The 21,213-nt window shown below is 63.0% G+C and carries 19 protein-coding genes and 1 riboswitch; of the genes, 13 read left to right on the top strand and 6 right to left on the bottom strand.

Annotated features, from left to right (window positions below):
- The first annotated feature begins 66 nt into the window (after nt 1-66).
- Nucleotides 67-834: a DUF4333 domain-containing protein gene (locus KYT97_RS04495; RefSeq protein WP_219111835.1), complete on the top strand. Its 768-nt coding sequence runs from the start codon at nt 67-69 to the stop codon at nt 832-834.
- Between the two features lie 4 nt (nt 835-838).
- Here KYT97_RS04495 and KYT97_RS04490 read toward each other — a convergent pair whose 3' ends face one another.
- Nucleotides 839-1,804, bottom strand: coding sequence for a 5'-3' exonuclease (locus KYT97_RS04490; protein ID WP_045068155.1), 966 nt, complete (start codon nt 1,802-1,804; stop codon nt 839-841).
- 37 nt (nt 1,805-1,841) lie between these two features.
- Here KYT97_RS04490 and KYT97_RS04485 point away from each other — a divergent pair, with 37 nt between their 5' ends.
- Complete coding sequence (locus KYT97_RS04485; protein ID WP_219111834.1) at nt 1,842-2,975, top strand: M24 family metallopeptidase; 1,134 nt, start codon at nt 1,842-1,844, stop codon at nt 2,973-2,975.
- On the opposite strand, the gene KYT97_RS04480 is transcribed toward KYT97_RS04485, so the two are convergent.
- Nucleotides 2,972-3,403 carry a PPOX class F420-dependent oxidoreductase gene (locus KYT97_RS04480; protein ID WP_219111833.1) on the bottom strand — a complete coding sequence of 144 codons (432 nt, stop codon included), beginning with the start codon at nt 3,401-3,403 and terminating at the stop codon, nt 2,972-2,974. The genes KYT97_RS04485 and KYT97_RS04480 overlap by 4 nt on opposite strands.
- Nucleotides 3,404-3,433: 30 nt before the next feature.
- Here KYT97_RS04480 and dprE2 point away from each other — a divergent pair, with 30 nt between their 5' ends.
- The 7 genes from dprE2 (at nt 3,434) to KYT97_RS04445 (ending at nt 9,358) form a co-directional block, all read left to right on the top strand.
- Nucleotides 3,434-4,195 (top strand): decaprenylphospho-beta-D-erythro-pentofuranosid-2-ulose 2-reductase, encoded by a 762-nt coding sequence (gene dprE2 / locus KYT97_RS04475; RefSeq protein ID WP_245006019.1) that lies wholly within the window; start codon nt 3,434-3,436, stop codon nt 4,193-4,195.
- Nucleotides 4,192-5,469 (top strand): precorrin-6y C5,15-methyltransferase (decarboxylating) subunit CbiE, encoded by a 1,278-nt coding sequence (cbiE, locus tag KYT97_RS04470; RefSeq protein WP_219111832.1) that lies wholly within the window; start codon nt 4,192-4,194, stop codon nt 5,467-5,469. The genes dprE2 and cbiE overlap by 4 nt, the downstream gene beginning before the upstream one ends.
- Entirely contained in the window at nt 5,466-6,215 is a 750-nt protein-coding gene (gene cobM / locus KYT97_RS04465) for a precorrin-4 C(11)-methyltransferase (RefSeq protein ID WP_092807761.1), read from the top strand. The genes cbiE and cobM overlap by 4 nt, the downstream gene beginning before the upstream one ends.
- A gap of 2 nt (nt 6,216-6,217) precedes the next feature.
- Nucleotides 6,218-6,973: a cobalt-precorrin-6A reductase gene (locus KYT97_RS04460; RefSeq protein ID WP_219111831.1), complete on the top strand. Its 756-nt coding sequence runs from the start codon at nt 6,218-6,220 to the stop codon at nt 6,971-6,973.
- A 163-nt stretch (nt 6,974-7,136) separates the two neighbouring features.
- The gene (locus KYT97_RS04455; protein WP_230590022.1) at nt 7,137-8,039 is read left to right on the top strand and encodes a HAMP domain-containing protein; all 903 of its coding nucleotides are present in this window, start codon (nt 7,137-7,139) and stop codon (nt 8,037-8,039) included.
- Nucleotides 8,040-8,194: 155 nt separating this feature from the next.
- Nucleotides 8,195-8,836, top strand: coding sequence for a ScbR family autoregulator-binding transcription factor (locus KYT97_RS04450; RefSeq protein ID WP_033231970.1), 642 nt, complete (start codon nt 8,195-8,197; stop codon nt 8,834-8,836).
- 18 nt (nt 8,837-8,854) lie between these two features.
- Nucleotides 8,855-9,358, top strand: coding sequence for a DUF1990 domain-containing protein (locus KYT97_RS04445; protein WP_230590024.1), 504 nt, complete (start codon nt 8,855-8,857; stop codon nt 9,356-9,358).
- A 25-nt stretch (nt 9,359-9,383) separates the two neighbouring features.
- Here the strand turns inward: KYT97_RS04445 and cobJ are convergent, their stop codons facing one another.
- The 3 genes from cobJ to cobG are packed head-to-tail and all read right to left on the bottom strand — an operon-like array spanning nt 9,384 to nt 12,653.
- The gene (cobJ, locus tag KYT97_RS04440; RefSeq protein WP_141485649.1) at nt 9,384-10,868 is read right to left on the bottom strand and encodes a precorrin-3B C(17)-methyltransferase; all 1,485 of its coding nucleotides are present in this window, start codon (nt 10,866-10,868) and stop codon (nt 9,384-9,386) included.
- Complete coding sequence (locus tag KYT97_RS04435) at nt 10,865-11,491, bottom strand: precorrin-8X methylmutase (protein WP_116103373.1); 627 nt, start codon at nt 11,489-11,491, stop codon at nt 10,865-10,867. The genes cobJ and KYT97_RS04435 overlap by 4 nt, the downstream gene beginning before the upstream one ends.
- A 19-nt stretch (nt 11,492-11,510) precedes the next feature.
- Nucleotides 11,511-12,653: a precorrin-3B synthase gene (cobG, locus tag KYT97_RS04430; protein WP_141485650.1), complete on the bottom strand. Its 1,143-nt coding sequence runs from the start codon at nt 12,651-12,653 to the stop codon at nt 11,511-11,513.
- 51 nt (nt 12,654-12,704) lie between these two features.
- Nucleotides 12,705-12,835: riboswitch (cobalamin riboswitch) on the top strand.
- Between the two features lie 39 nt (nt 12,836-12,874).
- Here cobG and cobN point away from each other — a divergent pair.
- Both cobN and KYT97_RS04420 read left to right on the top strand, forming a co-directional pair.
- The gene (gene cobN, locus KYT97_RS04425; protein ID WP_219111830.1) at nt 12,875-16,495 is read left to right on the top strand and encodes a cobaltochelatase subunit CobN; all 3,621 of its coding nucleotides are present in this window, start codon (nt 12,875-12,877) and stop codon (nt 16,493-16,495) included.
- Between the two features lie 39 nt (nt 16,496-16,534).
- Entirely contained in the window at nt 16,535-17,335 is an 801-nt protein-coding gene (locus KYT97_RS04420; protein WP_219111829.1) for a hypothetical protein, read from the top strand.
- Between the two features lie 6 nt (nt 17,336-17,341).
- Here the strand turns inward: KYT97_RS04420 and KYT97_RS04415 are convergent, their stop codons facing one another.
- Complete coding sequence (locus tag KYT97_RS04415) at nt 17,342-18,976, bottom strand: GMC oxidoreductase (protein WP_219111828.1); 1,635 nt, start codon at nt 18,974-18,976, stop codon at nt 17,342-17,344.
- Between the two features lie 191 nt (nt 18,977-19,167).
- Here KYT97_RS04415 and KYT97_RS04410 point away from each other — a divergent pair, with 191 nt between their 5' ends.
- Together KYT97_RS04410 and KYT97_RS04405 are read left to right on the top strand one after the other, a co-directional pair.
- On the top strand, nt 19,168-19,548 hold the full coding sequence (locus KYT97_RS04410) for a PPOX class F420-dependent oxidoreductase (RefSeq protein WP_172935561.1): 381 nt from the start codon (nt 19,168-19,170) through the stop codon (nt 19,546-19,548).
- Nucleotides 19,549-19,792: 244 nt separating this feature from the next.
- Complete coding sequence (locus KYT97_RS04405) at nt 19,793-21,202, top strand: aldehyde dehydrogenase family protein (RefSeq protein WP_172935560.1); 1,410 nt, start codon at nt 19,793-19,795, stop codon at nt 21,200-21,202.
- The last annotated feature ends 11 nt before the right edge of the window (nt 21,203-21,213 follow it).

Raw genomic sequence — 21,213 nt, 5'->3', positions numbered from 1 at the left:
CACGCGGCATCTGGCATGCGTGACGTACGCGGTAACTGAAGACTGGTGTTTCGAGTGGAGGCGAAGATGAGCGGGCCTTACGGACCGAATGATCCGAATGGGCAGTGGGGCCAGGGTGAACAACCACCGCAGCAGCCGTGGGGACAGCCTGGATACGGGCAGCCGGGTCAGCCCCAGGGTCAGCCGGGTTACGGTCAGCCACAGGGCCAGCCCGCGTACGGGCAACCCGGATACGGCCAGCCCCAAGGCCAGCCCGCGTACGGGCAACCCGGATACGGCCAGCCAGGCCAGCCACAGGGGCAGCCCGGTCAGCCCGGTCAGCCCGGATACGGTCAGCAGCCGTGGGGTCAGCCTCAGCAGCCCGGTCAGCCGGGTCAGCAGCAGTGGGGTCAACAGCCAGGCGGCGACCAGACTCAGGTCTGGGGGCAGCCAACGGCCCAGCAACCGCAACAGGCGTGGGGCGCGCAGCCCGGTGGTCAGCCCGGCGCGCCGGTTCAGTGGAATCAGGGACCGCCGCAAGGTGCAAAGTCCAAGAAGCCGCTGATCTTCGGTGCGATCGGTGTACTGGTCGTTCTGGCAGCCGTCGTCATCGGCCTCTTCGTATTCACGTCGAAGGACACGCTGGACGCAAATGCTGCGGCCAAGGGTGTCGAGAAAATCGTCACCGAGTCGTACGGCGCCAAGAACGTCAGCGACGTTTCCTGCCCGTCGGGTCAGGAAATCAAGTCCGGTGCAAAGTTCACGTGCACCCTCTCCGTCTCGGGTGAGAAGAAGTCGGTGACGCTGACGTTTGTCGACGACACCGGAACCTACGAAGTCTCGCGCCCCAGCTGAGTTGTCAGTTGTCAGCCGGTCGGCTTGCCGCAGCTTTGAGTGCCGCGGCAAGACGGCCGGCCGAACGCTCGATTCTCAAGGTTTCAGCCAGTTCGTCGAAGCGGGCTTGATCGACCGGTGCGTCGGGAAGTACGTCGGACCTCGAGAACTGCACATCCGCGTCACGCACGACACGCACAACGGGTAACGCGGCGTCGAGGTACGCCTTCGCTTCGGGCGAAGTCAGTTTCGCTCGCAACCCTTTCGCCATATCGGATTCCGGATCTTCGGCAGCCGCGCGGATTCCGGCGAGCGATCCATACCTGAGCATGAGCGTCGACGCGGTCTTTTCGCCGACCCCCTTGATGCCAGGAAGTCCGTCGGACGAATCTCCGCGCAGCGCAGCCAGTTCCGCGTAGGCGTCGCCGGCGCGGTCGGCGGGCACACCGTATTTCTCGGCTACCTCGGCCGGCCCGAAAAGTTCGGCTTTAGCCAAGCCGCGGCCGACGTACAGGACGCGAACGGGAACGTAGTCGTCGGTGACAACCTGCAACAGGTCGCGATCTCCGCTTACGACGACGGTGAGATCGTCACGCTCGGTGGCGGCAAGCGTGCCCAGGACGTCGTCGGCTTCGAGACCGACCGCGCCGGCGGTGGCGATTCCCGCTGCCGCAAGAACATCCATGATCATGTCGACCTGCGGGGTGAGGGTGTCCGGCACTTCCTCGGACGAGCCGTCGGATCCCTCGGCAACGCGGTGAGCCTTGTAGGTGGGGATGGCGTCGACGCGGAACTGCGGTCGCCAATCCAGATCCAGGCAGACGGCGAGGCGACTCGGTTGGTGCTTGGTGATCAGCGACGCGACCATGTCGGTGAATCCGCGGACTGCGTTGACGGGTCTGCCGTCATCGCCGACAAAGGACTCGGGCAGTGCGTGGAACGCACGAAACCACAGGCTGGCACCGTCAAGGAGAAGCAAAGGCCCACTCATGGTCACCATCCTGCCAGTCGGCACTAATCTGGAAGCCATGACCTCTCCCGCCGAATATGGTTCACGTTTCCCCTCAGCCGTCTACGAATCTCGTATTGCCCGCGCCGCGGAGTTGGCGAGCGCGGCTGGTCTGGACGGTCTTGTGGTCACGCCGGGGCCGGATTTGCGCTATCTGACGGGCTCCCGAGCGGATTCGTTCGAACGGTTGACGGCCCTGGTGATCGCTGCCGACGGAGCAAGGGCGTCGGTGGTGCTTCCTCGGCTGGAACTGGCGTCGTTGAAGGAATCGGCGGTCGGGGATCTTGGCCTCGACGTGCTGGACTGGGTGGACGGTGTTGATCCGTATGCCATTGTCGCTGGTCAATTGCCGACGGGCGCGAAGGTCGCGGTCACGGATGCGATGCCTGCGCTGCATTTGATTCCGTTGGCCGACGCCGTGGGTTCGTTGCCGATTCTGGCTACGGGCGTGCTGCGTGAGCTGCGGATGGTCAAGGACGCCGCGGAGGTCGACGCGCTCCGTCGCGCCGGTCAGGCCATCGACCGTGTGCATGCACGGATGGCCGAGTTTCTCGTTGTGGGATGGACGGAAGCCGAAGTCGGCGAGGCGATTTCAGCAGCGATTCTCGAGGAAGGTCACACCGAGGCGGCATTTGTCATCGTGGGGTCGGGTCCGCACGGCGCCGATCCGCATCACGAGGTATCCGATCGGGTGATCGAGAGCGGCGACATTGTGGTGATCGACATCGGCGGGCCGGTGGAGCCCGGATACAACTCCGATTCCACTCGCACGTACAGCATGGGGAAGCCGTCAATCGAGGTTGCTGCCCAGTTTGCCGTGCTCGAAGCGGCTCAGCAGGCGGCTGTGGACTCTGTTCGCCCCGGCGTGTCGGCGGAATTCGTGGATGCCGCTGCGCGCGACGTGCTCGCTGCACAAGGGTTGGCCGACGTGTTCGTTCACCGCACAGGCCACGGGATCGGCTTGTCGGTCCACGAAGAGCCGTACATCGTGGAGGGCAACAGCATCGAACTGGCCGAGGGTATGGCTTTCAGCATCGAACCGGGAATCTATTTCCGGGGCAACTGGGGTGCCCGGATCGAGGACATCGTTGTTGTCACCGCGGACGGTTGCGAGTCGTTCAACAACCGTCCGCACGGTTTGACCATCCTCTAGCTGGTCAGCTCTTCGGCCGCGGGTTTGAATGCGGCCGTTCCCAGAATGCGGGTGACGTCGATTTCGATGACCACCCGCGCCGGATTGATCCGTGGCTGGCGGTACCGCTCGGCGTAGCGCTGAACGGCGTCGGCCACGGATTCAGGGTCGTCGAGCACGCGCGCCGGACCTTCGAGGGTGAGCCAGCGTCCACCGTCGACAGAACTGACGGCGCCGTAACCACCCCGGGCGGCGTTGACGGCTTTCTGTGATCCGCCGCTGGTGATGACACGTGCTTTTCCTGCTTCCTGATCCCACGTGAATCCCACGGCCACGACGTGCGGTGTGCCGTTCGGGCGCAGAGTTGTCAGGGTGGCGAGATGGTATTCGCGCACGAACGCCAGACCGTCGTCGGAGAGCGCGGCGGGTGCGGAGGGGGTGATGGTCATGCCACGACGGTAATCGAGGACACTGGTGCAGTGACTGCGGGTGCGAACACTGAAGATGCCGAGACGGTCCTCCTGCTGGGAGGGCGAAGCGAAATCGGTCTGGAGATTGCCGTCCGGTTGGCCCCCGGCAGAAGAATCGTGCTGGCGGCGCGGCGCAGCAACGACCTCGAACAGCAACGCACGATGCTGACGAACGCGGGCGCCCTAGCCGTGACAGCCGTCGAATTCGATGCCGATGCAACCGACACTCATGCAGACTTCCTCGCACAGGTTGCCCGAGCGCACGGCCGGATCGACGTCGCGGTGCTGGCGTTCGGAATCCTGGGTGATCAGGCCCGCGCGGAAACCGACGCCGCTCATGCCGTTGCAATTGTTCACACCGATTACGTGGCGCAGGTCAGCATCCTGACTCTTCTCGCGGACTTGATGAAACGACAAGGCCGCGGCAAGATCGCTGTCTTCTCGTCCGTGGCCGGTGTCCGGGTGCGCCGCGCAAATTACGTCTACGGTTCTGCAAAGGCCGGCCTGGACGGCTTTGCCAGCGGCCTCGGAGATGCGTTGCACGGCAGCGGAATTCAACTACTGCTTGTCCGGCCTGGTTTTGTGATCGGCTCGATGACCGAGGGCATGAAGCCGGCGCCGATGTCGAGCACACCGGCGCAGGTCGCCGACGCGGTAGTTCGGGGATTGCAGTCCGGCGCAACGCGGGTGTGGGTTCCGCGAATCCTCCAACCAGTTTTCTTCATGATGCGACTTCTCCCACAATCGATCTGGCGGCGGATGCCGCGATGACCGCCGACGAACCCGTTGTTGTCGTCGGTCTCGGCGCTGACGGTTGGGAGGGCTTGTCGGACTCGGCGAAGAGCGCTGTGCTCGGCGCTCAGGTGTTGATGGGTTCCTCGCGTCAACTGGACCTGATCCCATCGGTAGACGGCTCCTCGGCCGATCGGATCGCCTGGCCCACACCGATGCTCTCCGCGCTCCCCGGACTGTTCGACGCTCACGCGGGCCGCCGTATCTGCGTGCTGGCCAGCGGCGATCCGATGTTCCACGGGATCGGCGCCACACTCGTGCGTGTGCTGGGTGCTGACAAACTTCGGGTGATCTCGCACCCGTCGTCGATTGCTCTGGCGAGTGCTCGCATGGGATGGGCGTCGGCCGATGCGGAGTTGGTGAGCCTGGTCAACCGCGACGCCACCACCGTCTTGCCGTCCGTCACCGACGGTGCGCGGTTGTTGGTGCTGAGCAACGGCAGGGCCACACCCGGCGAGGTGGCAGAAATACTGACCTCCACCGGTTTCGGTCGGTCCACGATCACTGTCCTCGGACAGTTGGGTGGAGCGCACGAATCACGCACCGTTGCCCAGGCGGACGAGTGGGATGTCGATGCCGCAGATGTCGACCCGTTGAATGTTCTTGCCGTGGAATGTGTTGTGTCGGGCGCACCGCACCGTCTGACGCGCGTGCCCGGATTGCCCGACGCGGCATACAGCGGTGACGGTCAGATGACGAAGCAGGAGATCCGCGCGCTGACGATCTGTGCGCTGGCCCCGGCTCCCGGTGAATACTTGTGGGATGTCGGCGGCGGGTCTGGCACTGTCGCGATCGAATGGATGCGCACCCACCCACGTTGCACCGCAACGTCATTCGAGCAGGCGGCATCGCGGATCTCCCAAATCGAGGGTAATGCGCGGGCCTTGGGTGTGCCGAGCCTCGATGTCCTCGGGCGCGCGCCCGAATCGTTTGCCGAGGTGACTCGCACACCCGATGCCATCTTTGTCGGCGGGGGTGTGACGCAACCCGGAATGCTCGACGCCTGCTGGGACCACCTCGAGGCCGGCGGCAGACTGGTGGCCAACGCCGTTACCGCAGAATCGGAAGCGTTGCTCCTGGAGTGGTTCACCCGATTCGGCGGCACGCTGCGTCGGTTGCAGATCCAGCGGGCCGAGCCCTTGGGAACATTCAACGTGTGGCGACCCCAACTGCCCGTCGTGCAGTGGTCGGTCACAAAAATAGAGGCAACTGCCGGTGCAGATGCCGATCACACAGAGGAAGACGCTCAATGACCGTTCATTTCATCGGTGCTGGTCCCGGTGCTGCCGACTTGATCACAGTGCGCGCGCAGCGCATCATCTCAGCAAGTTCGGTGTGCTTGTACGCGGGCAGCCTCGTCCCCGCGGAACTGCTCGAATACTGCCCGGCCGGCGCGCAGGTGGTCGATACCGCTCGATTGAGCCTCGACGAAATCACCGCGTTGCTCGTCGCAGCGGATTCGGCGGGACACGACGTAGCACGGTTACATTCCGGTGACCCGTCGATCTTCAGTGCGGTAGCCGAGCAGGCGCGACGGCTGGACGCAGCCGGAGTCCGATACGACATGGTGCCGGGTGTTCCGGCGTTTACCGCGGCAGCGGCCGCACTGGGCCGTGAATTGACGGTTCCGGGCGTATCGCAGACCATCGTGCTGACCCGAGTGTCGACGCTGTCGACAGCGATGCCCGAAGGTGAGGATCTCCGGTCACTCGGACGCAGTGGTTCGACCATGGTGATTCATCTCGGCGCGCATCGCATCGAGCAGATCGCCGACGAGCTTGCCGAGAACTACGGGATCGACTGCCCGGTCGCGGTGGTCGCATTTGCGTCGCGCCCCGACGAGATCGTGGTGCGTGGAACGTTGAGTTCGATAGTGCGTCAGGTTCACGAGGCCGGCATCACCAAGACTGCCGTAGTCATCGTCGGACGCGTGCTCACGGCCGAGGGGTTCCCGGATAGTTACCTGTACTCGGCCGCACGTGAGCGGGTCACACACTGACCGTGCACAACGCCCGCCCCCGCGTTCTTGTGCTCGGAGGAACCGGCGAGGGACGCGAGATTGCCGCCCGCCTCGCGGATTCGGTGGACCTCGAGGTAGTCACGTCGCTCGCCGGCCGAGTCCGCGACCCGCGCTGGCCTGAAGGCGAGGTTCGCGTCGGGGGCTTCGGTGGCGCCGAAGGCCTCGCGGGGTGGTTAGCGGAAAACGATATTCGGGCGTTGCTCGACGCGACGCACCCCTTTGCGTCACGTATCACGGCTAATGCTCATCTGGCGGCTCGCACCTGCGAGATTCCGTTTGCTGTCTGCCAGCGGCCGTCGTGGGCGCAGCACCCACAGGACCGATGGTTTCCGGCTCGCGATCTCAGCCATGCTGCGGAATTGGTCCCTGTGTTGGGCACTAGAGCGTTCTTGACCATTGGTAGGCAAGGAGTTTCTGCGTTTGCCGAGGTCAGTGGCGTGAGTTTTCTCGTGCGGTCCATTGATCCGCCGACGGGCGCCATGCCAGCGCCCCACGAACTGATCCTGGCGCGCGGGCCGTTCGACGTCGAATCGGAGCGCGAACTCATGCGCCGCCGCGGTATCGACGTTGTAGTGACCAAGAGCAGCGGGGGTGACCAGACGTACGCCAAGATTGTTGCCGCTCGGCAACTGGGCTTGCCGGTGATCGTGGTGGAGCGCTCACCGGCACCGGAGGGCGTGGAAAGCTTCAACTCGCCTTCTGCCGCCGCAGCGTGGCTCGAATCGACAGTAACGTGAAAGTTCGGGGGCACGCGGTTCAGGTTCGTCTAAGGTTCGCGGAACATACTGGACCTATGTCAGGAACGGGTCCAACACGCCGAGGGTGCCTATGAGGGTGTCCGTCCCCGCACTCGGGCGTCGGAAGCGTTCGACAATTCGTGTCCGGACTCTCCACGCCCGCGTGAAAGTACTCACTGCAGGCTTGGTGGCGATTGCTGTGATCGCGTCTGCTGCTTCGGTGTATTTCGTATTCAACGCCTACCTTCAAGGCAACGTCGATCGTCAGTTGGAGCGAACAGCCGACGCAATTGCCGATACCGTCAACTTCGGTGGTGTCACACCGGTTTTGGGACTGACAGCCGGCGCCGATACCGCAGTGATCCAAGCTGTCGGATTGGTGACGACCGATGGAGCATTGGTGACGGCAACACCGGGATTGCCACCATTCAGTACCAGCGGTGAGGCAATCAAATCCCTGGCCCACAAAGCTTCCGGGTCCACCATTGCGACCTTGGATTCGTATCGGGTGTTGGTTACGCCGTCGGTCGCGGGTCAGACTTTGATCGTCGCGCAATCGCTCGGGCCGACAAATTCCGTCTTGAAGCGACTTGCGGTAGTGCTGGCTGCGCTCGGTGCCGCGGGTATCGCGTTGGCCTATGCCGCAGGAGATGCTGTGGCGCGCACAGGATTACGGCCGATCGCACGATTGACCGCGGCGACACAACGTGTTGCCGCAACGGACGATCTCACACCGATCCCGGTCACGGGCGACGACGAGTTGGCCTCGCTGACTGTCAGTTTCAACCGAATGCTGGGCACCCTGTCGGAATCACGGGCGCGTCAGCGTAGATTGATCACTGATGCCGGACAGGATTTGCTGGCACCCCTGACGGCATTGCGAACGAATATCGAACTGTTGATGTCGATCGACACCGCCTCCGGAACTGTGTCGGAAGCCGAGACAGCACTACTGCGAGACGAGATTACACATCAGATGATGGAATTGACCGCCCTGGTCGGCGAGCTTGTCGACCGTGCCCGGGTCGACGAAAGCGCCTCCGGACGAATCGAATCTCACCTGTGATTCATCCCTCACCTGGAGTTATGTATTTGCGAAATATTTTCTGACAATTCACTGCTGGTTAGTTGGGGGAGTTGAGATCATTCTGGGTATAGCCCGATTGGGGTGCAAACCGGAAGAGGGTTTGCGGGGGACCCTCGAGTGAGAGAGGAGTTCTCGTGGTCAAGCAAGCACGCGCCGAGCTGACGCGGCAGCAGATCGTCGCCGGCGCGGCAGCACAATTCGAAAAGACCGGGTACGGCAGCACAAGCATGAGTGACATCGTGGAGGGCGCCGGCACCACGAAGGGCGCCCTGTACTTCCACTTTGCATCGAAAGACGAACTGGCACAGTTTGTCATCGCAGAACAGCACCGCATGTCCATCGAGTCGGTCGAGGCGATATCCGCAACGTCGGCGACTCCGCTCGAAAAAACGGTCATGCTCACCCATGAGATGGCACGGCAGATCGTCGAGGAGCCCATCGTCCGAGCCGGAATCCGATTGACCTTGGAACTGAGCACATTCGAAGGTCCCGTCGAGCCGTACGCAGACTGGATCAATGCATGCACCGAACTCGTGCAGCAAGCGAAGGACAGCGGTCAGATCAAGCCGTCGGTGGACGTCGCCGCTTTGGGGCGATTCATTCCGGCTGCGTTCACCGGAGTTCAACTGGTGTCCAACGTGATCACCCGGCGCACTGATCTCACCGAACGTGTCGATGAGATGTGGCAGTTGCTCCTACCGGGAATCGTGTCCGGGCCGGCCGTTGGTGACATCGACCGACTCGTGAAGGCGCGATGGGAACCCGCTGCCGCCTAGCTGTGCCACACTGCTGACGTGGACCAGGAACCGCTGACCTACTCCGAAATCGGAGCAACAGGTGGCCTACTGCCCGTTGGCTATCACCACGTGCGCGAGCGTGCGGTGGTCGGTACTACCCGCGCCGATTTCGAGGCAGCGGCCAATACTGTCATGACGTGGGGGATGCATCGCGGCGCTGGATTGACGGTGAAAGCTGCCGGTGACACCGCCAGGACCGGCGAAGACGCAACTTTCGGTTTCGGACCGATATTGGTGCCCGTCCGCGTTGTTTACGTGGTCGACGAGCCGAACCGGGCCGGATTTGCGTACGGCACGCGCCGTGGTCATCCCGAGTGCGGCGAAGAGTCGTTCATTGTCCATTTCGACGAACTCGGCAATCAGGTTCGCCTCGAGATCACGGCATTCTCCAAGCCCGGTACTTGGTGGGTGCGCTTGGGTGCTCCGATTGGGCGTCTGGTGCAGGGATGGGTGACCCGGCGCTACATCCGCGCAGTGATTGTGAAGGATTCTGTTCGCTGAGCGAACAAAATCCTTCACAATCATGTTAGGGGTAGCGACGCGGCGTGAACACCTGTCGGCCGGAACCGGTATCCACAACCTTTGTCATGGACGATCCGACGATCAGCAACGTGCGCATATCGATCTCGGACGGTTCGAGATCGCCGAGCGTGACGATGCGCACCGATTCCTCCGCACCGGCAACATCTCGGCCGATGATGACCGGAGTTTCGGGGGAGCGGTGCTCGAGTACCAAATCCTTCATGGCCTGGACCTGCCACGTTCGGGATTTCGACGCCGGGTTGTAGACGGCAAAAGCCATATCTGCCGCGGCGACCGCTGAGATGCGACGCGACACCACTTCCCAGGGCTTGAGCCGATCCGAGAGGGAGAGCACGGCGTAATCATGACCCAGGGGGGCTCCGACGCGACTGGCCACGGCATTTGCCGCTGTCATGCCGGGCAGGATTCGGACGGGAACGCCGCTCCACTGATCTTCGGCTGCCACCTCGAGTACCGCTGCAGCCATGGCAAATACACCGGGATCGCCGGACGAGACGACGGCCACGCGGGCGCCGTTCTTGGCGAGGTCGAGGGCCATCGCTGCCCGCTCCGATTCGACGCGATTGTCGCTGGAATGGCGGCGCTGTCCGGGGCGGGTTGGCACGCGGTCGACGTACGGGCCGTATCCCACAAGGTCTGTGGCCAGTGAAAGTTCATGCGCCACTTCAGGTGTGGTCCATGCGGTGTCGCCGGGTCCGAGGCCGACGACAACCACTTCACCTGCGGTGTTTTCGCGCGTCGCTGCATTGTTCGACGGGCTGGGAACTATGGCGATGGAGAAGTACGGCACGCCCGCTGGATCGACGTCGGCGGCAGCGTCGACGCGCTGGCGAGGTGTGCTGGCTCGCTCGACATAGTGCGCTTCGCCGAGTCGGCCGGCGTCCTCGAGTGAGCGCAGAACCGGTGGGAAGGTGCGGCCCAACTTGAGGATCGCTGCGGCGTCTGTTTCCTTCAAGCGTCGCGTGAGCTCCGCTTGCGGCAAGGTCCCGGGCAGGATGGTGAGGATTTCGTCACCTTCTACCAGGGGTTTTCCGAGTGCGGCCGACGCGGCACTGACGGAGGTGACACCGGGGATGACCTCGGCCTCGAAACGATCCGCCAGGCGTTTGTGCATGTGCATGTACGAGCTGTAGAACAGCGGGTCGCCCGCGGCGAGTAGTGCCACAGTGCGTCCGGCGGTCAAGTGGACGGCCAACCTTTCGGCTGCGGCTTCGTAGAATTCGTCCATCGCACCCTGGTACCCACCCGGATGGTCGATGGTTTCGGTCGTGACGGGATACACGAGGTGTTCCTCGATCTGGCCCTCGCGCATGTACGGAGCAGCAACCCCGCGGGAAATGCTCTTACCGTGCCGCGCGGAATGGAATGCGATGACGTCGGCCTCGCCGATCACTCGGGCAGCTTTGACGGTCACCAACTCCGGATCGCCGGGTCCGATGCCGACTCCCCACAACTTGCCTTCGCTCATTCTTGTTCGCTCGCAATCGCATTGACGACAGCCGCGGTGACGGCACTGCCGCCGCGTCGGCCTCTCAGTATCAAATGGTCTATGCCGCTGGGGTGTCCGATCAGCGCTTCTTTGGATTCTGCGGATCCGATGAATCCCACGGGTCCGCCGACGATAGCAGCAGGCCGCGGTCCGCCCGCCTCGATCAGGTTGAGGAGATGGAACAGCGCGGTCGGCGCATTGCCGATCGCGACCACGGCGCCTTCGAGTTTCGGGCCCCACAGTTCGATAGCCGCCGCAGAGCGTGTGTTGTCGATTGTGTTCGCCAGCAAGGGAACCTGCGGATCGCGCAGTGTGCAGATCACGTCGTTGTCGGCGGGCAGACGCTTACGGGTAATGCCGGCGGCGACCATGTTCGCATCACAGAAGATCGGCGCACCCGCTCGCAGGGCAGCCCTCGCGACGGTGACGACGTTGGGTGTGAACGCGATGTCGTCGACCAGGTCGACCTGACCACTCGCATGGATCATCCGCACAACAGCTTGCGAGACATCCGCCGGAAAACGGCTCAGGTCGGCTTCGGCCCGAATTGTGGCAAAGGACTGGCGATAAATTTCTGCGCCGTCACGGATGTACTCGATCATGGGGCACAGGATAGAGGTATCACTGATCGGTCTGATTCACCCGGTAACCGTCGGTCGTCGCAATCACGTCGGCTACTTTCGCGCGGGGGCGCCCGCAGGAACGGTCACAGCCCGCCCAGTGCTGCCGGCCTTCGATCGGTAGTGAGCCCTGCTCGACGGCTTCGATGGCGTCCGCCCGGACATCGGCGAGCGACTTCTCGCATCCAGGGCTTCCGGTGCAGGCTGTGACGTCGAGCCACGGCGAATTCTCGTCGAAGATCAAGCCCATCGGAGCGAGAACTCGCACCACCTGCTCGGCTGCGCCTTCGTCGAGATCGAAGATCATGATCGAGCGCCACGGCGTCACGACCACGGGTTTTTCGATGGCGGCGAGGAATTCGGCGAGTCGTGCATCCAGGAGTCCGAAGCGGAGTCCGCCGCCTAATGCGACGGTTCCGTCGCGTTGTTCGAGCCATCCGATCGACGGCCCCGCATCCGGGGCGAGGTCGACGGCACCGGCAAATTCCGCTGAAAGGCCCAGATGATCGATCGTTCGAGCGATTCCGTCTGGCACTTCGGCCAGTCGCCAGTGCTTGTCCCGAAGATTCAGGAACGCGTGCGCGGCCTCGAGGAGCAACGGCACAGCGTCGTCGACATGGACAAGGTGGTTCGTGCGATGCCCCGCGAGGACGAGTGAGTGCTCGGATTCGCTGTGGGCGTGCAGTCCGAAATCGCCGTGCAGACCGCTGATGTCGCCGCGGCCGTCGTCGAGTGTGAACAGTGTTCGTCCTGGTAGCTGCGCCAACGCGGGGTCCGACTGCACCGCCGCGTCAAGAGTGCGAACCAGCTCACGCACATCGGCGACACCCCCGATTCGGCCGGACAGCGGCGACGCCAGAATGTTGCGAACCCGCTCATGCGTTGCCGAGGGGAGCAAACCAGCGGACGCGATCCGGTCGGCGAATACGCGGGGGTCCTTGACGGCTCGGAGCTGAATATTCCCACGTGAGGTGAGTTCCATCTGACCGTTGCCCACGTCGCGGGCAGCCTCGGCCAGCGTTTGCAATTGGTGTGGAGCCAAAGCGCCGCCGGGTAGGCGCACGCGCGCCAACGGGCCGTCTGCGGCCTGGTGGACCTGCAGCGCTCCAGGGCACGCGTCTGGCTGAGAACGGTCTGTGGACATGGTTCAAGGGTACGACCGTGCAGAGCACGGACCCGCGACCGGTAGCATCACGGTCAACCAGTGACAGCAGGTGAGGAAACCGGTGAGATTCCGGTGCGGTCGCGCCACTGTGAGTGTGTACAAGCGGAAGTGTTTCCGTTCGTAAACACGAGTCAGACCCTCAACTGCTGTCCATGAAAGATCTTTTTCACGGGGCGCGAAACCCCAGGAAGGTTTCACCTGTGATTCTTCTGCTCTCGACGTCCGACACCGATCTGCTGAGCGCTCGCGCAAGCCAGGACAACGGAGACGGCGTTTCGTATCGCTGGGCAAACCCCTCCAGGCTGCTGGTTTCCGAGGATCTACCCGGCTTGCTCGACGGCGTCGATCTTGTGATCGTGCGCATCCTCGGCAGCCGTCGGAGCTGGGAAGACGGTCTGGACATGGTCCTGGCCAGTGGCCTGCCCGTCGTGGTGCTCGGCGGCGAACACGCGCCTGATGCCGACCTCATGGAGTGCTCGACTGTCTCCCCGGGCGTTGCGGCTGAAGCGCACAATTACCTGGCCGAGGGCGGCGCAGACAACCTGGCGCAGCTGCACCACTTCCTGTCCGACACAGTGCTGCTCACCGGTCACGGCTTCGAGGCCCCGACGCGGCTGCCGTCGTGGGGAATCGCTGAATTTGCCCCCGACATCAGCGACAACAGTGGTCCCGTCATCGCGGTTCTCTACTACCGCGCCCAGCACCTCGCCGGGAATACCCGCTACGTCCAGGCGCTCTGCGACGCGATTGCCGATGCCGGCGGCACCGCGCTCCCGATCTACTGCGCCTCGCTGCGCAGCGCCGAAGCCGAATTGCTGACCACACTTCGCCGGGCCGACGCCATGGTCGTGACGGTTCTCGCGGCCGGCGGAACCAAGCCGGCCACCGCATCCGCGGGCGGCGACGACGAAGCGTGGGACGTGGCAGCACTCGCCGCATTGGACGTTCCGATCTTGCAGGGACTGTGCCTGACCAGCAGCCGCGCCACCTGGGATGCCAACGACGACGGATTGTCGCCGCTCGATGTCGCGACGCAGGTTGCGGTCCCCGAATTCGACGGACGCATCATCACGGTGCCGTTCTCGTTCAAGGAAATCGATTCCGACGGACTGTCCACGTACATGCCTGATCCGGAGCGCGCAGCCCGCGTGGCCGGCATCGCGGTGCGTCACGGCAAGTTGCGTCATATTCCGACGCCGGAGCGCCGTGTTGCCTTGATGCTGTCGGCCTACCCCACCAAGCACGCTCGCATCGGCAATGCCGTTGGCCTCGATACACCTGCCAGCGCAATCGACCTGCTCACCGAAATGCGTAGCGCTGGTTACGATCTCGGACCCACCGACGGACCGGACTCGGTTCCCGGGTTGGCCGCCAAGGATGGCGACGCGCTGATTCACGCGTTGATCGCCGCAGGCGGGCAGGATCCCGACTGGCTCACGGCCGAGCATCTCGAGGGCAACCCGATCCGCATTTCGGCGGCGCGATACCGCGAGTGGTTCGCCACCCTGCCTGAAGATCTGCGCAGTGGTGTCGAGGAGCACTGGGGCGAAGCGCCCGGCGAGCTGTACGTCGATCGCTCGCAGGACCCGGACGGCGAAATCGTCATTGCGGCACTGCGATTCAACAACATCGTGCTCATGGTCCAGCCGCCGCGGGGATTCGGTGAAAAGCCTGTCGCGATCTACCACGATCCTGATCTGCCACCGAGCCACCACTACCTCGCCGCGTACCGCTGGATCGCTGCAACCCCGGATAACGGCGGATTTGGTGCCGACGCGGTTGTTCACCTGGGCAAGCACGGAAACCTCGAATGGCTGCCAGGCAAGACGCTCGGCATGTCCAGCAACTGCGGCACCGACGCCGCTCTCGGTGACCTGCCCCTTATCTACCCGTTCCTGGTCAACGACCCGGGTGAGGGAACCCAGGCAAAGCGTCGGGCGCACGCGACGCTCGTCGATCACCTGATCCCACCGATGGCCCGCGCCGAAAGCTACGGCGACATTTCCCGCCTCGAACAACTACTCGACGAGCACTCCAACATCTCCGCGCTGGACCCGTCCAAGCTCCCGGCCATCCGCCAGCAGATCTGGACCCTGATGCGGGCCGCCAAGATGGACCACGACCTCGGACTTGCCGAACGTCCCGAAGAAGACGTGTTCGACGACATGCTCCTGCACGTGGACGGCTGGCTGTGCGAGATCAAGGACGTCCAGATCCGCGACGGTCTGCACATTCTCGGCCGCGCACCCGAGGGCGACGCCGAGATCGAACTGGTCCTCGCGATGCTGCGGGCACGCCAGATGTGGGGCGGCGAGCAGAGCGTCCCAGGTCTGCGCGAGGCTCTCGGACTCAGCGAAGACGGCGACGAATCACGTAATCGCGTCGACGACATCGAAGAAAAGGCGCACGCTCTGGTTCGCGCGATGTCGGAAGCCGCGTGGAATCCTGCTGCGGCAGAAGAACTCAGCGACGACCTCACCGTCGTGAAGATCCTTCAGTTCGCCGCCACTGAAGTGGTTCCGCGCCTGCGACAGACGAACAACGAGATCAAGCAGGTCCTGCACGCGCTCGACGGCGGTTTCATCGCGGCCGGTCCGAGTGGCTCACCGCTGCGCGGATTGATCAACGTGCTCCCCACTGGTCGCAACTTCTACTCGGTCGATCCCAAAGCAGTTCCCTCGCGATTGGCGTGGGAGACCGGCCAGGCAATGGCGGAGTCTCTCGCCGCGCGCTACCTGGCCGATCACGGCGAGTACCCGCGCTCGGTGGGGCTGTCCGTGTGGGGTACCGCCGCCATGCGTACCTCAGGCGACGACATCGCAGAAGTGTTTGCACTCCTCGGTGTTCGCCCCGTCTGGGACGAAGCCAGCCGACGCGTCGTCAACCTCGAGGTCATCGACCTCGAAGAACTCGGCCGCCCGCGTATCGATGTCACAGTCCGCATCTCCGGCTTCTTCCGCGACGCGTTCCCGCACGTCCTGGCGCTCCTCGACGACGCTGTCCAGTTGGTCGCAGCGCTGGACGAAACGGATGAGCAGAACTACATCCGCGCCCACGCCCAGGCAGACCTCGCCGAACACGGAGACGCGCGACGTGCAACCACGCGTATTTTCGGCTCCAAGCCCGGAACCTACGGCGCTGGTCTGCTGCAACTCATCGACTCCAAGACGTGGCGCGGCGACGACGACCTGGCCGATGTGTACACCACGTGGGGCGGCTTTGCGTACGGCCGCGGCCTCGACGGGATCCCCGCCGCCGACGACATGCGCAGCGCGTACCGTCGAATCAACGTGGCGGCCAAGAACACTGACACGCGTGAGCATGACATCGCGGATTCCGACGACTATTTCCAGTACCACGGCGGCATGGTCGCAACCGTGCGTGCGCTGACCGGAAAGTCGCCCGAGGCATACATCGGCGACAGCACTCGCCCGGAATCGGTTCGCACACGGACACTTTCGGAGGAAACGGCGCGCGTGTTCCGCGCTCGCGTTGTCAATCCGCGGTGGCTCGACGCGATGCGCCGTCACGGCTACAAGGGTGCGTTCGAAATGGCAGCCACCGTCGACTACCTCTTCGGATACGACGCCACCACCAATGTTGTTGCGGACTGGATGTACGAGAAGCTGGCCGAAACCTACGTCCTGGACGAGCAGAACCAGAAGTTCATGACGCAGTCCAATCCGTGGGCATTGCACGGTATCGCCGAACGACTTCTCGAAGCTGCTGAGCGCAAGATGTGGGAGCACCCGGAGCAGAAGACGCTCGACGGTTTGCGTCAGGTGTATCTCGAAACTGAAGGTGAGCTCGAAGGGGAGTAGTTACCCGAGTTTGTCGGTCCTTCGACCCATAATGGCGGAATGTCAGTTTGCACACGTTTCCGACGGGACGGCGTCCGCTGCACTAACCAGACCGAGTACGTCGACGGTTGGTGCCGCGCGGACGAGTGTGACGGATTTCTGCGGGCCGAGCAGTCTGGCGCGCCTGAATCGGTCGGTGTTCCACACGGCACGGCCAAACACATCCGCATGTCTCGAGACTTGCCGGTCGGCGACATCTCGGTCGAGGATGTCCACGACGTGCGGGTTACGGTGCGCGCCACGGACAGCTTTCGCTACCACCACGGCGGAGACGAGCGGGCAGCGGAGTTTCAACTGCGCAACATGCTCGAGGATTTCCTGCTGAAGTCTGCCCGCAGACCGTCGAGTGGCGGTTACCTGCGGCTCTCGCGCAACGGTTTCGACGTCGTGCTCTCGCCCGATCGAGGCACGATTACGGGATATTCGACGATCCACCGTGAGCGGACGTGGGAGCAGGTCAAGAGCGGGGTCAAGTCGCGTTTCTCGGGTCGTAGTCATGGCGGTCCGGGAGTGCCACGCCCGGAAATCGGTCCGCCGGTGTTGGCGGAGGACTTTGCCAACACCTTCGACCCGGCATCGGTGCATCTGACGGTGCGGGTCCGTCAGGCGTTTGCGCGTATCCATGCGCTGACTTCCGACGTCGACACCACAATTCGGCTGTCCCTCGCGCAATGGGACCCGCGGACTCTGGTCCGCCTCGATGAAGGGCTGTTCGAAATCCAGGCTGACAACAATTTCTGGCTGATCTCACCTGATTGCCGTGTGCTGATCGGGGTCCGGGACCATCCCTTCAGCACATAGATCGCCTCAGCGCTTCGAGTTGATGATCTCCGCGATGTTTCGCTCGGCCAGAGCTGTGATGGTCAACGACGGATTGACCGTGCCTGTGCTTCCGGGGATCGCCGCTCCGTCCATGACGTACAGACCGTCGTACCCCTTGACCCGGCCGTAACCGTCGGTGGCTTTGCCCAAGACTGCGCCGCCGAGTGGATGCGCGGTGAACGAGCAGTTGACGTCCTGCGAAAACGGCAATGCCGACGGCAGCGTCGAACCTGCAAAGGCCATTTTGTTCTGCACAGCTCGCAAGGCCTCGATCGTGGCCGCGCTGCCATTTTGCGGCCAGTTGAGAACAACACGGTCTGCGCGCGCGTCGAAGCTGAAATCGGCGCGCTGCGGATCGAGGGTCATACCCAGGCTGGCAAGCATGCCGATGTTCACCGGAACTCCTGCCGCATGCCAGTTCTCGAGAGACAGAGGCAGTCCCGTTTCGTCGACGATGCGCGATGCGGAAGGTGCTGCCTGCGCTGAGCCGTCGCTGAACCCGAAGGATCGCACCATCGCGCCGTCGCCGTTGGTGCCCCACCCTTTACCGATGTGTTCGTTGAGCTTCGGCAGGGCGCCGGTCGCCTGAGCGCGGACAAGCAGTTCGGACGTTCCGATCGACCCAGCGCCGAGAAAAAGACGATCGCACGTAATGGTGCGCCTGGTCAGCACGGCGCCGGTAGGATCACTCGATTCGACGTCGACAACGTATCGTCCGTCCTTCTCGCGGCCGATGCTCAACACCTGATGCCCGAAGCACACCGTGGTCTTGCCCGTGGCTTCAGCGGCAGGAATGTAGTTCTGAGTGAGATCGAATTTTGCTCCGTTGGAATTGCCCATGTTGGTGTCGCCGACGGTTGCGGACGGGCGGGAGCCGCCGCTCAGTTCGGAGCGAACGACGTCCCAGTTCCAGATGCCGTCGATGCGATGCGGATCGAAGCCGGCACGGCGGGCATCCTGATCCCACCGACGCGAATGCCCGAAGTTCGCCGTTCGGTAGAGATCCTCGGGCAGCGGGCTCAGGCGCAACATCTGGCGGACCTTGGGGTACCAGGCAGCGGACATCTCGTCGTAGTTCAACGAGTTGCCGAACACGGCGTCGAAGAATCTACGTTCGGGTGCGATCATCACGCCGGTGAAGATGACGGACCCGCCGCCGACTGCGGCTCCGCGCCATACCGACATGTTTTCGTAATCGGTGGCGTCGAGAACTCCACTGAAGTAATCGCACGCAACTGGAATCCCGGTGAGGTTGATGAACGACGTCCGGCGAAACACGCCTCGGCCGTCAGCGAGCAGGTCCGAGGTATGGATTTCGCGATACGGATCATGAGGCCATCGAAGTCCCCGTTCCAATACCGTGACCTGAGTCCCGCTCTGCGCGAGTCGAAGCGCGGTGGCACTGGCACCGAATCCGGAGCCGATGACAATGGCTTCCGAATGCTGCTGGGGGACTGGTGAGGGGTCAAATAGTTCGGGAACGAGGTTGCGGTAGTGGTCCATGCCCATCGGGAGGGTGTGCCGCGGCGTCGCGTGGCTCACGGCAGTGGACGTCACCGTTGTCGTGGCGGCAACCGCTGCGCCAACACCGGCCGCCTTCAAGAAACTTCGACGCTGCATGATGAAAAGCTCAACTCCCGATACCTCGAAGACATAGGTAACGACAGAATAGCTCGAGTGAGAATTTGGTTGGGGATCATGCGTAGCTTGCAGCCCCTAAAGTGCGGCAATCCGGACATATTGATTGATCGCGGAACGGTGTCTGAAATGCCGGCCGCGTGATAACCACGATTCGCACCTATCCTCGACAGGTGACCCCAGACTTCAAGCGAGTGACAGAATCCAAGTACGTCCTGCTCACCACATTCCGTAAAGACGGCACACCCGTCGCAACGCCGCTATGGGCTGCCCTCGACGGTGAGCGGTTGCTGGTGTGGACGGTGACCGATTCCTACAAGGTGAAGCGGATCAGGCGGAACCCGTCCGTGACCGTTGCAGTGTGCGATGCTCGCGGAAACCCCAAGGGTGACCCGGTCGCCGCGAAGGCAGAAATCCTCGACGGGCATGGAACCGATCATGCCCGCGATGCGATTGCTCGTCGCTACGGAATCATCGGCTGGCTCACCATGAAGGGCAGTCTCCTCCGTCGCGGCAAGACCGGAACTGTCGGAATCGCGATTTCCGAAACATAGTCGGGTGTCTATTCGATGAATAGTGTTTGTGGACTACATGATTGGATGAACTGATCAATCGAGCTGACGGCTAACGTGCCGCAGTGTAGCGAATGTGGAGATCCATTCCTAGCCATCGAATGGTGTGGCTCGGGTCGATACGCTGGACATGTCGGTGTGTGCGACGCACCAGCACAGACGCACCATCACAATGGGTGCTCTCCCTCATCGGCATGTCCAGATCTTCGATCTGACGGAGTTTCCCATGACACTCACCAATCAATCACATTCCAAGGGTTCGTCCGCAGAATCTGATGTCGCGCCTATCGCGGCTCAGCTTCGGGAAGTGTATGCAGGTGGCCGGACCCGTAAAGCAGACTGGCGCAAAGGCCAGATCGAGGGAATCGAACGATTTCTCGACGAACGCGAGCTGGAGATAGCGGCGGCTCTTGCGGCAGATCTCGGACGCAGTGAGATGGAGGCGTGGCTCGCTGACGTCGCACTCGTCAAGGCAGAGGCGACCTATGCGCGAAAACGTCTGCGCTGGTGGATGCGTCGGCGACCACAACCGCTCCCGCTGAACCAACTGCCGGCAGTCGGCTGGGTCCAGTACGAGCCGCGCGGTGTTGTGCTCGTGATCGGAGCCTGGAACTATCCCGTCTATCTCACTCTCGTCCCACTTGTTGCAGCACTTGCTGCGGGCAACGTAGTCATCGTCAAACCGTCGGAAGGGGCTCCTGCGACGTCCGCACTGCTGGCTCATTGGCTGCCGCGGTACGTCGATCCAGAGGCCGTTGTGGTTGTCGAAGGCGATGCACAGGTGACGCAGGAACTGTTGTCCCAAGGCCCTGACAAGGTGTTGTTCACGGGCGGTACCGAGATCGGGCGCAAGATCCTGGCAAGAGCGGCGCCGGACTTGACGCCGGTACTGCTCGAACTTGGTGGCAAGAGCCCGGTCGTCGTCGCTGCCGACGCCGAAATGGATGTCGTAGCCAGACGCGTTGCGTGGGCGAAGTTGTTCAACTCGGGACAGACATGCCTTGCGCCCGACTATGTGCTCGCGGAACGGTCGATCCACGAACAATTGGTGCATCGCATCATCGACACTCTCACGCAGTTTCGCGCCGATCAGCACGGCCAGGGATTGCAGATCGTCAACGAGCGGCAGTTCGACAGGCTCGCTGCAAGCCTGGCCGACACTTCCGGGCGGATCGTGTTCGGGGGTGGATCGGATCGTGATGCCCTCACGATAGAACCGACGGTGATCATCGACCCCGATCCTGACGACGCAGTGATGCAGGAGGAGATCTTCGGGCCGATTCTTCCTGTGCTCGCCGTGGATTCGATCGACGAGGCGATCACGTTCGTCAACGCGCGACCCAAACCACTTGCTGCGTATTACTTCACGAGTTCGCGAACCGTGGCGACGAAGCTGGTCAATGCGATCAGTTCTGGTGGGGCAGTGGTGAATCATGTGACCGTGCACGCGATGGTGCCGCAATTGCCGTTCGGTGGTGTCGGTGACAGCGGGATGGGCGCCTACCACGGAAAGTGGGGCTTTGAAGCGTTCAGTCATCGTAAGTCTGTGCTGGTCAAGCCATTCAAGCCTGATCTGAAGTTCGTCTATCCTCCGTATTCCGCGCGTTCCGTGAAGATCATGCGCAGACTGTTCTGAATCCTCGACTT

It is taken from the genome of Rhodococcus globerulus (assembly GCF_019334125.1).
In the GTDB taxonomy this organism is placed as follows: Bacteria; Actinomycetota; Actinomycetes; order Mycobacteriales; family Mycobacteriaceae; genus Rhodococcus_F; species Rhodococcus_F globerula.
The sequence above is the reverse complement of the archived record's forward strand: the minus strand, read 5'-3'. Positions and strand labels throughout refer to the sequence as shown.

Bases quoted from the DNA above. Each gene is read 5' to 3' on its own strand.
- KYT97_RS04495 (WP_219111835.1), top strand. From the start codon at position 67: ATGAGCGGGCCTTACGGACCGAATGATCCGAATGGGCAGTGGGGCCAG.
- KYT97_RS04490 (WP_045068155.1), bottom strand. From the start codon at position 1,804: ATGAGTGGGCCTTTGCTTCTCCTTGACGGTGCCAGCCTGTGGTTTCGT.
- KYT97_RS04485 (WP_219111834.1), top strand. From the start codon at position 1,842: ATGACCTCTCCCGCCGAATATGGTTCACGTTTCCCCTCAGCCGTCTAC.
- KYT97_RS04480 (WP_219111833.1), bottom strand. From the start codon at position 3,403: ATGACCATCACCCCCTCCGCACCCGCCGCGCTCTCCGACGACGGTCTG.
- cbiE (WP_219111832.1), top strand. From the start codon at position 4,192: ATGACCGCCGACGAACCCGTTGTTGTCGTCGGTCTCGGCGCTGACGGT.
- cobM (WP_092807761.1), top strand. From the start codon at position 5,466: ATGACCGTTCATTTCATCGGTGCTGGTCCCGGTGCTGCCGACTTGATC.
- cobJ (WP_141485649.1), bottom strand. From the start codon at position 10,868: ATGAGCGAAGGCAAGTTGTGGGGAGTCGGCATCGGACCCGGCGATCCG.
- KYT97_RS04435 (WP_116103373.1), bottom strand. From the start codon at position 11,491: ATGATCGAGTACATCCGTGACGGCGCAGAAATTTATCGCCAGTCCTTT.
- cobG (WP_141485650.1), bottom strand. From the start codon at position 12,653: ATGTCCACAGACCGTTCTCAGCCAGACGCGTGCCCTGGAGCGCTGCAG.
- KYT97_RS04420 (WP_219111829.1), top strand. From the start codon at position 16,535: ATGTCAGTTTGCACACGTTTCCGACGGGACGGCGTCCGCTGCACTAAC.
- KYT97_RS04415 (WP_219111828.1), bottom strand. From the start codon at position 18,976: ATGCAGCGTCGAAGTTTCTTGAAGGCGGCCGGTGTTGGCGCAGCGGTT.
- KYT97_RS04405 (WP_172935560.1), top strand. From the start codon at position 19,793: ATGACACTCACCAATCAATCACATTCCAAGGGTTCGTCCGCAGAATCT.